The organism is Desulfosarcina variabilis str. Montpellier (assembly GCF_048565275.1).
Classification (GTDB): Bacteria; Desulfobacterota; Desulfobacteria; order Desulfobacterales; family Desulfosarcinaceae; genus Desulfosarcina; species Desulfosarcina variabilis.
In genome coordinates this window covers 455,071-468,220 of the sequence record NZ_CP159846.1, presented here as the reverse complement: position 1 = coordinate 468,220, position 13,150 = coordinate 455,071, and the positions used below count along the sequence as shown (strand labels likewise).

The 13,150-nt window shown below is 54.6% G+C and carries 4 protein-coding genes; 1 reads left to right on the top strand and 3 read right to left on the bottom strand.

What is annotated here, in order from left to right; genetic code table 11:
* Window positions 1-56 precede the first annotated feature (56 nt).
* Window positions 57-1,718 (top strand): IS1634 family transposase, encoded by a 1,662-nt coding sequence (locus Dvar_RS02100; protein ID WP_419660074.1) that lies wholly within the window; start codon window positions 57-59, stop codon window positions 1,716-1,718.
* Window positions 1,719-1,856: 138 nt separating this feature from the next.
* On the opposite strand, the gene Dvar_RS02095 is transcribed toward Dvar_RS02100, so the two are convergent.
* From Dvar_RS02095 to Dvar_RS02085, 3 genes are all read right to left on the bottom strand, one after another.
* A complete protein-coding gene (locus Dvar_RS02095; protein WP_419660073.1) occupies window positions 1,857-2,204 on the bottom strand; it encodes a hypothetical protein in 348 nt (115 codons plus the stop codon).
* A gap of 554 nt (window positions 2,205-2,758) precedes the next feature.
* Window positions 2,759-6,781: a PAS domain S-box protein gene (locus Dvar_RS02090; protein WP_419660072.1), complete on the bottom strand. Its 4,023-nt coding sequence runs from the start codon at window positions 6,779-6,781 to the stop codon at window positions 2,759-2,761.
* A gap of 198 nt (window positions 6,782-6,979) precedes the next feature.
* Window positions 6,980-13,087, bottom strand: a complete 6,108-nt coding sequence (locus tag Dvar_RS02085) for a DUF3320 domain-containing protein (RefSeq protein WP_419660071.1) — start codon at window positions 13,085-13,087, stop codon at window positions 6,980-6,982.
* Window positions 13,088-13,150: the final 63 nt, after the last annotated feature.

Below are 13,150 nucleotides of genomic sequence, written 5' to 3'. Positions count from 1 at the left end.
GTAGTTGCTGCTACACTGCCCGAACCTTTACCATCGCGCTCAAAAAGGAGGGGCAGATGCCACCGTTCGATACCGAAAATATGACCATCACCGATGCCAGGCATTTGCCCATCGTCAAAGCATATGCTCAGAAAATCGGTTTGGTTGAAACCATCGATCAAATGGTCGACTCACAGATGGAATTGAGCCCAGGCATGGCGGTATTCGCCATGGTCCTCGACACGCTGTCTGGTCGTACCCCGCTTTACCGATTGACAGAGTTCTTCGAAGAAAAAGACACGGCATTGCTCCTGGGCAGTGACATCGAACCGGAACGGTTCTGCGATTACAATCTTGGGCGATCCATGGATCAAATTTTCGAGACCGGCACCCAGAAGATCTTTTCTCAGATTGCACAGAATGCCCTAACCGTCTTTGCCGTCGATCCTCGTCGGCTTCACTTCGACACCACTTCCGTTAGTGTTTACGGTGATTTCGTTCTGGCGGGTCCGCCCTTTGACATTACCTACGGTTATAGCAAGGATAAACGTCCAGATCTCAAACAGTTTTTAGTGTCGATGCTGTGTGTCGACCGCAACATCCCTATTTTGGGTACCACCACCCACGGCAACGCCTCGGACAAGACCTTGAACAATGAACTATTGACCAACATCTCGAAATACATGGCCAAGCATGGGCTTGAGCCGGGAGCCTATGTTTATGTGGCCGATTCAGCCTTCGTCACCGAGAACAATCTTGCCAAATGCAGTGACCAGACTTGGTTTTTATCCCGGTTGCCGGCGACCTACAACGAATGCAGCCGAATCATTCGTGAAGCCGTGCTCGAAGATGACTGGATCGATATCGGTCCTCTGGCTGAAGAACACGATCGTCCCAATCGACCCGTTGCTCACTACCGGGCCTATGACGGTACCGTGGAGCTTTATGGGAAACCCTACCGGGCAATCGTCGTCCATTCCAGCGCTCATGACAAAAGGCGTCACAAACGTATCGACCGCATGCTTAAGCAGGACCGCAAAAAACTCGACACCGACTGCAAGAAAGTCACGGATACCGTGTACTATTGCCGAGCAGATGCTCAGGCCGCGGCAGACAGACTGATCCGGCAATCCGACGCCAGTTACCACCACCTTCAGGCGGATGTTCAAGAAATGCCCAAATATGGTCGCGGCCGGCCTGCCCTCGACAAACCCAGAAAGGTCTTGCGCTATGAATATTGTGTGACAACAACCGTTACCGAAGCCCCGGACAAGGTCGCCCCTATCAGGGAAGAAGCCGGTTGTTTTGTCCTGTTGACCAACCTTTTGGATCAGCAGGAGGCTTGGCCCGCCGAAGCGCTGCTTTCGTTGTACAAAAGCCAAATTGGTATTGAGCAAAACTTCAGCTTTCTGAAAGATCCTGCCATCGTAAACAGTATCTTTTTGAAGAAGGCCCGTAGGATCGAAGTATTGGGTCTGGTGTTGTTGATCTCTCTTTTGATTTGGCGCTTGATGGAGCGTTCCATGCGCCAATATGTCGAAACCAACGATTGTGAACTGCCCGGCTGGGTTCGCCGGAAAACCCGAAAACCGACCGCTTTCATGATGACTACCAAGTTTACTTCCATCATGGTCATCACCATCGGCAACCACAGGCAGTTGGCAAAACCTTTAAAATCATTCCAGCTGGAGTATTTGAAGGCGCTGGGCGTCACTGCAGACGTGTTTACCGCCCCCTAAAGAACATAAAAATTAGTCAAATAGGTGTCCGTTGGGATGCTGAATGTACGATTGACAGCCCGGCAATCATGACAAGAATCCCGTACGGAAAGATGCCTTGCATCCACTAGGAGCCGAGCAGGTCGATTTTGCCCACTACTAGTATTCAATCACAATTCTTACATTTTTTGGCGGCTCTATTTGTTGGTAACTGGCTTCTGCGTCTTCTGAGTCATCTGTCGGCGTTTTATTTTCTTCATTATTTTCTGATTCAACTACGTCAGGAACGGCATCAGTCACACTTACAACCCGAAGTCCGGTAGGTGCGGCAAGCTTTGGTGGGACGACTTCTTCTTCAGCACTTTGAACACCATTTGGCGAGATGACGATAGATAAAGAGCAACAAAGAAGTAACAGTCCAATTTTTAGGAGACCAATTATAATTTTAGATTTTACTTTATGGACGAACCATTCCTGTACTCCAATCATTCTAATACCTTTTAACATTTTCTCCCTCTCCTCATATCTTTATGTTGCCTTTCTCCAACGCTCCTTTCGTGGGAAATCATTTCAGGTCTTTTTAATGCCAATTCGTGATTCCAGGCAGAGCATGGGAGCAGGGCGGAACACCATCCCCATCCTGATTTTTTTGGGATAATTGAGCAACTCAACAGGTGACCAGCAAATTCCTGGACTGGATCATTCCGGACAAGGTTCTGCTTTTTTGTATAAACAAACCAACAGGGCCGGGATTATAATACCTCGGCTTTTATAATTTACCCTAAGCGTTGCGAAAAAAAAGTTATGTGATCCGTGTCACAATTCAAAAAATTTTCTCTACGGGGGCAGTTGGTATTCAAATGGCAAAGGTGGCAGGGACAGGGCAACTGTATTTGGATTGATTTCTATTTTTTTCGGGTGCATGGACCGTTTCAAGATGCACTTGCGGTATTAAAGTAAAATGCCCATTCGTACGTGCGCAACTGCTCTTTCCTAATAACAACTTGGATTTTAGGCATAAATCGGAAAATAATCAACTAAAAAGGAAATGGCAGTAACATTCAATTCGTTGGTGTGTCGGATGCTTCCATCAAAGGCAAAAAGATCCGGAATTCACTTCCCTGATAAGGCGCGCTTGTTACCTGAATACACCCGTCCAGTGACTTGACAATTCCCAATGCTACAGCGAGCCCCATGCCCCGGCCAGGGAATTTATCGGAATAAAACGGATCGAAAATACGGCCGATCTTATTCTTTTTCATCCCCTTGCCATTATCCCTGACCATCAGACATGCATATCTATCCATCGACGGCTGCCACTGCACGGGGAAGCGGTTATGATCCTGAATCGCGTTAGCGTCAATGGCATTGACGGCCACCGACACCATACCTTTTTCACCGCTTAGCACTTCGATTGCGTTGACCAGCAGGATGTCCAACACCTGGTTCAACAGCAAAGGGTCGCCCGTGATCAATGGTCCCTTGGCAGGTAGATCAACGTTCATGACAACGCCTGTCGGCAGACGATGTTTGGTTTGGGCCAGATGTTTGTGGCATATTCCGGCAAGATCGACAGTCTCCGGACGTGAATGTATCTGTCCTAAAAAGGTCAGCATGCGTCGGCTCATTTCAGCTGCCCGATGAGCCGCTTTCTCGGCCTCGATCAATTTCTTTTCCACTTTGGCATACGGTAGTAATGCATCCCTGGCCAGGTCCAGGTTGCCGATTACAGCGGTTAGGGCGTTATTAAAATGGTGGGCGATCGCACCGGCCATACACGCGAGACTTTCGGCCTTCACCATTTGCTGCCGTTGCTCTTCCACCCGTATCCGCTCTGTGATGTCCCGGCTGATTTCATAAATGGCATCCTGTCCGTTCCATAAGCCGACCTTGACCTTGGTTTCCACGGATATCTGACGTCCGTCTTGGGTTTTCAATGGGATCGAGCAGGTATCGATATCTCCTGACAGCATTGCCGCAATCACCTCTCTTACCTCCCTATGTCGATCAGGCGGGTGGACAATGTGAATCGGCCTGCCAATCAAGTCCTCGTTTGAATAACCCAACTTATCGAGGACAATTCGATTGCACTGGATAATGCAGCCGTTTCGGTCGAGGATAAAAATCATATCCTCGACGGTGTTGAAAAGCATGTCCAGGTCCCGGCGGCTCTGGCGGTTTTTCTCTTCCTGGATTTCTCTGGCAATAAAGGCACCGGCATAACGGGCAATCCGCTCCAACGCCTCACGGCTGTGTCCGGGAATTTGTTCCAGGGTGGTTGAGGCAACGTTCAGGCAGGCAACCACGCGGTTGTCGAAAAGCACGGGGATCATTCCGATAGCCCCAAACACTTCCACGACTGGGCGCTTGAGATACTTTGCGATTAAATCCCTGTGGGACGAATAGACCGGACGTCCCTTTTTTATCAATCGCGCATTTTCCGAATCAGTTGCAAAATATGTCACACGCCTAATATAATCATCGGGCAACCCCTGATGCTCGCTAAGAATAAGGCTGCCGTCATTTTCGTCGACCAGGTAGATACCGCCGCAATCCATTGACGACACCCGGATGGCAACCTCGAGACAGCATTTCAGCCGATCGTGAAACGTACGGGCGCCGCTCCATGCCGCCCCCAGATCACGCTCGGCCTGAATCAAGGCCTCGTAATGTTTCAAGGCGGTGATATCCACCAGATAGCCTAAAAAATACTGGATGGCGCCGGAGCTGCTTTTAACAATGGTGGTGAAATCGGCAACCCAAACACAGCTGCCGTCACGTTTGCGCAACCGGTAGGGACGGTGCTCAAAATAATCATCGCCCGCCTCGATGTGGGTCGTCATGTCGGCCATTGCCCGATTCAGGTCCTGCGGGTGCACCAATGTTTCATAAGCCGGTTGGCCGGCGATCAACATCTCCGGCGAATAACCTAAAATTTGCTGCACATTGGGAGATGCATAGGCCACCGGCCAACCTGGCGTGTTCAGCCATTTGAAAACCATGGTCGGCCCGCCGATGAACATTCGCCGCTCTTCGGCAAGCGCGATTTCCGCATTTTTTCGGGCAGTAATATCCTGAATCGTACCGATCGCTTCCAGCGGCTCGCCATCGCCATCAAAGGTGATTTTGGCCTTTTCATGCACCCAGCGTTCCTGGTCGCCGGCCATGATCCGGTGTTCGATATCATAGGGAGCGCCTTTCAATGCGGCCTGCCAGGCATTGGTGACGGCCTTGCGATCATCGGGATGGACGCACCGGATAAACGTCCCAATGGTCAGGGGCGTGCTTTTCTCAACACCAAACAGTCGGTAGGTTTCATCGCTCCAATTGAGCACATTGTTGACGGCATCCAGAAGCCAGCTTCCCACGCCGGCCACGGTCTGGGCTCTTTTCAGGGTCAATTCGCTATTCTGAAGGGCATCCTGAATCCTTTTTTGCTCACTGTAATCAGAGACAACTTCTATTGCACCGGCGATTTGTCCGTTTTCATCATAGTAAGGATAGGCCCGGTTCAACCGCCAGACCGGCCGGTCGTTTTTATCATATGACTGGCTAATGGCCTGATGGGTATGACCGGTGGTCATAGCCTTGATCGCCGGACAGTCGTTGCAGGGTTCGCTACGATGTTTGTAAAACCAATAGCAAGGGTCGCTGAACATCTCCTCGCGGTCACCAAAAAACTCCCTCGCCGTCTGATTACACCACAGCGTCTGCATTTGCGGAGAAATGACGATAATCGTATCTTTTATGGCGGATAGTATGGTGGCCTGAAGGTGCAGTTGTTTTTCAGCAGCCTGCTGCTGTTCGAGAAGGCGTGCGTTCGCTTCGGCAACTTCGGCGGCAACACTCAGTTCATCTCCAATCACCAAAGCAGCGATCATCCCGTTGCCGTGAATACTGACACCCGCGTCGGAAACCCCCTGTTCGCCGAATGAGTAAAAACCCAATATCGGCGAATGAGGCAATAGGTCTTGCATTGCCGATATCTCTTCCGGGTATCGTTCCTGCATGAAGTGTGAGCGTAGAGCACATGAGAAGACAAATACTACTGCTGGATGATCAATCCCACCGCGCAATAATGCCCTGCGCAGGGTTTCCCGGCCAGCCTGGATGAGGCGATCGGAAGACGATTCCATCAGTGTCAGACGGCTGCCTTGGACGACCGGCTGGGAAAACCTTACCCCTCCCTGATCAGAAAAAAAGCTAGCCACATTGATGTAATGCTGGCCCAGCCTGTCCCTTATTCCGACCGGCCGGCCTGTACTCAAGGTCAAATGCTTGCCGGTCAGCGCTTCGCGGTCGTACCCCAAAAGCTGTGCGTATCGGTCTGCTGCCGGTTGGGCATCCAGCTCTACCACTTCATGCCCCTCAACAACCGTGGCCACCGTCTGTTTATCCGATGGCGTGAAACCATGACCAATGGAAATGCCAACCCGCAGGCTGGTCTCAAAAATCGCAACCAGCAGACTGTCGGGATAAGCCTTTTTTCCAAAAATGACCGCATTGGCTTCCATATTCCAGTCATCGGCAGACGCACCGCCAAAAAATGGGACACGGGCCACGGACCGCTGCTTGAGCATTTCGAGAATTTCAAAGCTGCGTGAATCGGCATGACGGGTATTACCGGGGGTGAAAACAAGACCAAAAACCGATTTGCCTCGTCTTGTCAACTCAGACCAGATCGGATTATCATATCCTGAAAAATAGGGGGTGAGATCATCCGTTTCAAGCGCTTGAGCGGCTGCCCGTTGCCAGTCGGCCGATACATGCCGACCCACACCGGAGCGAAGATGCAGATAGGGTGAAGCCAGAGCAATCACCAATACGCTGTTTGTGCTTGCCGTGTTGCAAATCTCTCCAGCGGTGGTGGTCCCAAGAATGGGGACATCACCCACAATATGGGCAATGCCGGAAAGCAAAGAGGAAATGTCGTAACACACTGACGTAAAGACAAAAACGACCGTCAGTGGATATCTGCTGGTTCCTTGGAATGCCTGACGGGCCGCATTTTCACCCGCCGTGTAGGCTTGATCATGGCTTGAGCGTCCGTATCCCACTTCAATAAGCGCTGATTCATTAGCCATCACAGGTGCCACCATATAGATATAAAAAATTGTATTATTTATATATTTTTTAAATCATCGACCCAATTCGACGATCTGTCATTTTCTGTACGCCGTTCATTGTACACGAGTATGTAGCACACCCACTGGAACCGATCAATCACCATTGTTTTCATGCAAACCATGTTGAGGAGATATTAAATGGCCTGCTTCCCTGGCTCAGGGTATGACACGGTTATCTCCCTCCACTTGGCACCAGCCGTTTTTCTGCATCAGCTCGATGCCTTCATCGAAGAACAACCGCATCCTGTCCCCGAGTCGCCTGATGCCGAACAGGGTGGCGGTTTCTCGCGTAAGATCATCCTTGCTCATGCTGATATGCATGTTGAGCACCTGGCAAGCCGCGTTGGCGACTTCCTCCGGGCAGATTTCCGCCGCCTTGCGCAACTTCGGGTCCTTCTCGCTGGGGATGCGGAAAATCTTGTAGGGCTCCTCGGCTAACGCCTTGGTCCAGACGAACTCGCGCTTTCCCGATCGGCGAATCACAAAGTTGTTCTGCTTTACCGCGTCCTTTACCACGGCACGGATGCGGCTTCCGATTCTTTTTATTCCCCAGACGGACGTAACCTCGGAGCAAAGGGAACCGAACAGCAAGGGCGCCTCGGTATCGACAATAAATCGGACCAGGTCGCGCACTCTGCCGGCGTTGGTGGAAGCGTGAAGCGCACCCGAAACGATATGAATACTTGGCTTGTAACGCCGGTATGTCGATTGTCCGGCAAGTTCGCCGGCGACCGGCATGGACTGGATCGGATTGGGTGCAACACGGGCCGTGTCTTTAGCAAACCGCCGGTTCACGTCCGCTTTGCCGGGGCTATCGGTCGGTTCGTAGGTCGCAGGGAGGTTTTCCGGGGGGCTCAGGTCAACGGTGTCGGTCGCTGCCGAGGTCGTTCTCGCCTGTGTCAGGGCCTTTTCGAGTTTTGCGATCTCCTTGGTGCGCTGGAGCCACCAGTCGGTCGACCAGATGCGATATAGCCGCCAGCCAAGGCCTTCCAGCACGGTCTGGCGAAGCCGGTCGCGGTCCCGCGCCGACTTGGCACGATGGTAGTTCGCACCGTCGCACTCCACGCCTAAAAGGTACCGACCGGGAACATCGGGATCATGGACGGCCAGGTCGATCCGATACCCCGAACACCCCACCTGCACGTCCACACGCCAGCCTCGCTTGGTTAATTCATCCAGCACCGACTGCTCGAAAAAGGTTTCCACGGCCCCGGTCGTGCGGGAAATGTCTTCCGCAAATGCTATCGGTCCGCGCTTCGCATAATCCAGAAATGCCCGCAGGTGGTGCACACCAGTCGCCTGAGTTCGGGACCGGTCGATCTGCTCAGATCCCAGTCTTGAAAAAACCAGCAACTGCTTGCGCGCCCGGGTGATGGCCACATTGAGCCGGCGCTCGCCGCCCTTATTGTTAAGCGGGCCGAAATTCATGCGGGTGATCCCGGCGGCGTCCGGCCCGTAGCAGATCGAGAACAGGATTACGTCCCGCTCATCCCCCTGGACCGTCTCAAGGTTTTTTACAAAAACCGGTTCGTTGACCGTGGTGAAGTACGGCTCGATCTCGGGGTACGCATCCCGCGCAGCGTCCATCAGATCCTCGACAAGGCTTTGCTGTGCCTGGCTGAACGTCACTACGCCGAGAGAGTCGCTTTGCGCTTTGGGATCACGCAGTCTCCTGACGATCTCGTCGACGACCGCTTCCGCTTCCTTGCGATTCGTACGCGACTTTCCGTAATCATACACGCCGTCCGGAACCTCACACCAATGCACCCCGAGCCGATGGTGCCGGGTAAATGCCGCCGGAAAGGTGTGGAGCCGGTTTTCGTAGTATTGACGGTTGCTGAAAGCAATCAGGCTCTCGTGGCGGCTGCGGTAATGCCATTCCAGGCGCAGGGGCTTTATCCCCGCCACCTCCGACTCCTCGAGGATGCTCTCCAGTTCCTCCGGCAAATCGTCCTCGTCGTAGTCTTCATTACCCTTTTGTCGTTCAAAGAAGGTCGTGGGCGGGAGTTGGCGGGAGTCACCGACAACGAGAAGTTGGTTGCCGCGCGCAATCGCACCAATCGCATCGTAGGTCGGCATCTGCGACGCCTCGTCGAACACAACGATGTCAAACTTGGGGAAGTCCGCGCCAATGAACTGGGCCACCGAAAGCGGACTCATGAGGACGCAGGGCTTGTACCTGGCCAGCGCGTTGGGGCACTCCTTGAAGATGCGCCGGATCGTTTTGCGTCCGCCTTGAGCGAAGCGCTGCAACTGCCCGGCCTCGGAACTGGACGGCGTGCGCTGACCGACCGCCGCTGCCCGCGGTATCCTTTTGGCGATCCGGGCGAAGCTCTCCTTTTTGGTCAGTTCAATGATCCTGGCTTCTTGCTCCCGAAATTCCTGAATCTTAAGGTTGTGCCGCTCCCCAATGAACCCGGTAAGGGAGGGGATCGACTTCAGAACGGTCCTTGCCCACCAGTCGGCAAAGGAGTGCTCGAATGCAGATTCCAGTTGCTGAGCGCCGATCTCCCCCTGTTCGAGGGCCTCGGCGAGTGCAGTAAGGCCAAGCTCGATTACCATCGCGCGCGAGGCTTGGTAAAGTGACCACTCGCGCAAGCGCGACAGGTTCGCGGCGATGTTTTGCATGGTTGCCTCGGCCTTCTCGAGCATCCTCGCCTCCGCCTCGCCGCCCCAGGCCGCTGGGACGTCCAGTTGCAGCAGACGGGTCAGGTGCGCCTTCTGCACCTCCATATCCTGCAGCGCCGCCCGGAATGCGCTCGCCTGCTGTGCGGCCGGCGCTCCGGCGGCAAACATTACCCCGCTTTCAGTTGCCAGACGAATCCACCGCGCCCTGTTCTCTTGTTTCGCCGCAAGGTCCTTACCCGGCGCATGGTCGATGATCGCACGGTACCTGTCTGCCCACGCCAGGGTCTGCTCCAGCACGTCCCACCGAGAGTTAAGCCCTTGCCAACAAGAGCCGAAGAGCCGGGAAAGGACCTCATTTTCGGATTCAAGCCTGGCCTGCTCCTCGGCCAGGGTCAGCGCCTGCTCCAGTTCTTCCGTAAAGGCCGCCAAATCGCTGGGGGCCTTGCCGTCCTTACGCACCGTCCGCACGGTTTTGCGGACGAAAACACCCATGCGCCACTTCTTCCAGAACCAGGCGTCTTTCCTCGCCTGCAGCGTTTCGATCAACGCAGGCAGATCGAGGGTGAAAAGCCCGTCGGTGTAAGACGCCAACAGTTTTGAGCGCACCGTTGAGCACTCCCGCCCCAGCCCTATCCACTGGGTTAGCTGGGATTTGGTGTGCTGCCAGTCAGGCGCCGAGAAAATCGCCCGGGTGAGACCATTAGGCGCAGTTTCCAATAGGGCCGTCAGCCGGCCGGCAACCCGGAAGTCGGAGAGCGACGCCTCGTCAACCTCAAGCCCCAGGTCCGGCAGAGTGAGCAAAGCCGCGGCTTTCAGGCTTTGGTGAACATCCTCGGCGGCCTGAATCGCAGTGTTTACGTCGTCCTCGATACCATAGGCCCAAGCGGACAGCCGAACCGCGGCCAGCGGATGTCCGGCAGGATTGCCGGATACACGCACCACCTCGGCCATTTCTCGCACAGCGGCCCGCATTCCCTCGAACGCCTCGCTGGTCTGTTCGCCGGGATCGACAAGATCCAGTGCGACCTTGGGTTCGTCACCGAAGCCAATCAGCCGGGAGATAATCCAATAGGCGCTCTTACCGAACGCCCGGGGCGCGTGAAGATCACGCACATATTGGTTCAGCGCGCCTCGCTGCGCGGCAAGGCGCGTTGTCTCCTTCTCCCAGTGCCCGACAGCCCCGGTCCCGGCGACACTGAGCGCCTCGCGCAGCTGCGCGCGGAAGGATTCCTTGGTCGTCTTGTTCGAATGCAGTTCCAGGCAAAAGGGCCCCAGGCCGACATCGGAAAGGCGCTTGTACACCACATCGAGTGCTGCCCGCTTCTGGGCGACGAACAACACCCGCTTGCCGATGGTCAGGCAGTGGGCGATCAGGTTCGTGATCGTTTGTGACTTGCCGGTCCCCGGAGGCCCTTGCAACACGAACGTCCCCCCTTGTGCCGCTGCATAGATGGCGCGAAGCTGGGATGAGTCGGCATTGAGCGGGCAGAAGGTGGCCGATGGCGGATACTGCTCGTCCAGGGTTTCCAGTTCGGGAAACATGGCACCAGGGTCGAACAACCCGTTCGAGGACTCAACCAAATGGTTGACGACTGGATTTTTCTTGAGTTCAGCCGCGTTCGCCTCAAGGTCCAACCACATCAGGAAGCGGGAAAAAGTGAGAATAGCGAGATTGGCGCATTCATCCACCTTCCAGCTCGTCTCACGTTTGATCGCCTGACGAATCGTGCGCAGGATTTTCGGTACATCCAGACCGGACTCGCCTTCGGGCAAAGGGTCTAAACCGTCGACACGGATGTTGAAATCAAACTTGAGTTTCTGGAGCAGCGTGATGTTGATCCGCGGTTCCTCATCGATGCGCTGGATACGGAATCCTTCGCGCACGGACTTGCGCTCGATACGCATGGGAATCAGCAGAATCGGCGCGCGGCGTTCGATAGCACTTTTCTCGTCCTCTTTCCAAACCAGGCAGCCGAGAGCGAGAAACAACATGTTTGCGCCGCCCTCTTCAAGACCTAAACGGGTCGCGCGCTCGATCTGAGTGAGACGGTTAGCCAGCTCATGCTCGCTAATCGCTGCGTGCAGACGTTGCTGCACCATTTCCTCACGCAGGTAGTCGAACAAGGCGTCCGTACCCGTCTGTGCCTGGTGCAACGCTGCATCACGGGGGTCGGATGGTCCCCAGGCATCCGGCTTGGGCCGCACGCGAAACGCTTGGCTGGCGGCCAGCGCGTCCTCCAGCCCCGCGATGTCAGGGCAAAGCAGCGGGATCGTTTTCTTGGTGTCCTTAAAGTTGAGCAACCGGTTGCGGAGACTGAGATCGAGCAGGCTGGTCTTCCACCGTGAAAGACGATCGGCGGCACGCTCCTGATCGCGGGGTGGGTAGGTCGATTTCAACATACCCGCCTCGGCAACCGGTTGCGGAACACTCAGGTCCTCGCCGGTTGAGAGGTTTTCTCCACCAGGGCTGATGTCCTCATCCGCCAAGCCACCAATCTCTTCAGTCAGTGACAGCGGACGGATACCAGCGTTGCGTGTAGCCTTTACGTCCACCGCTATAAAAACGTGTGTCCGGGTATGAAGGTGAGCCGTTGCCTGCTCCAATGCAATCTTAAAGCTCAATGGCGGCGTCTTGGTGATACCCGTCGATTCCATGACAAGGAACTCGCCCAGATCGATCCGGTTCGAAAGAATCGATGCATGGTGGGTCACAGTATCGTCAAAAGATTTGTCCACAAGCCACACGCCGGGAAATGCGTGCCCCGCTACCAGCACGATTACCGGTCGCAACCCGGCCTGCTCAAAACACGCGGCAAGCAGCGTCGTCGTGTCCAGGCAGCTGGCCAGTTTTCGATCAAGGATGTGCTCCGGGGTCCTGATCTTCTGACCGGTTTCCTCGAAGCTCGCCGGAGGATTGATATAACCGATCTTCTGGCGAGCCGCCGCGAAATAGATCGCAGCAGCTTGCGAATATGCGCGACGGGGGTCCCCGCTCTGGTATCCCGACAAGGATCCGTCCTGTGTCTTTTCCAGCAGCAGCGCCGAGGCTTGGGCAAGGATACGCTCCACAGCAAGGTCGTTGGGAAGCACGTACGCGGCAATGATCTCCGGCTGCAGGGAAACGCCGATCCACTCGTTGTAGGCAAGCACAGACAGGGGAAGTGGCTTGCGTAACGGCGCAACTCCACCGGCAGCGAGCTCAATCCACAGGTGCCCCTCCTCGCGTTCGGACTGTTTACGCAAAAGACCGCGCTGGAGTGTGAGCGCAACGGGCGAGAATGTGTAGCCGGCACCGGGTGCGATCACATCCACCCTCAAAATCTTTTCGGCAACGACCGGTGGGTCGCTCCACACACGGACAACCACGTCAGTCGCCTTTCTGTCGGAAAGGTTATTTACAACCAGGCCCCGAAGCAGTGGAACCGCGTTTTGTTGCATCGCGAAATTGATGAACGGGGTGTAATCGGCCTCAACGGATAAGGGAAATACCGCGTCAGACTGTTGAGATAATTCAACCATGGTGGCTCCAAATGTGGAAACGGAAAGCAAGAAAAATCGTTGCTGACTATGGTTTTCTATTTTTCCTTTGTATACCCCCTGGCCCAAGATTTCAAAATCAAAACGGTGGCTGCGCAAACTGACACCTAAGGAAGGCCTCTTATTCGATTGGGATCGCAGCAAGAATCAGGATGGTATGCC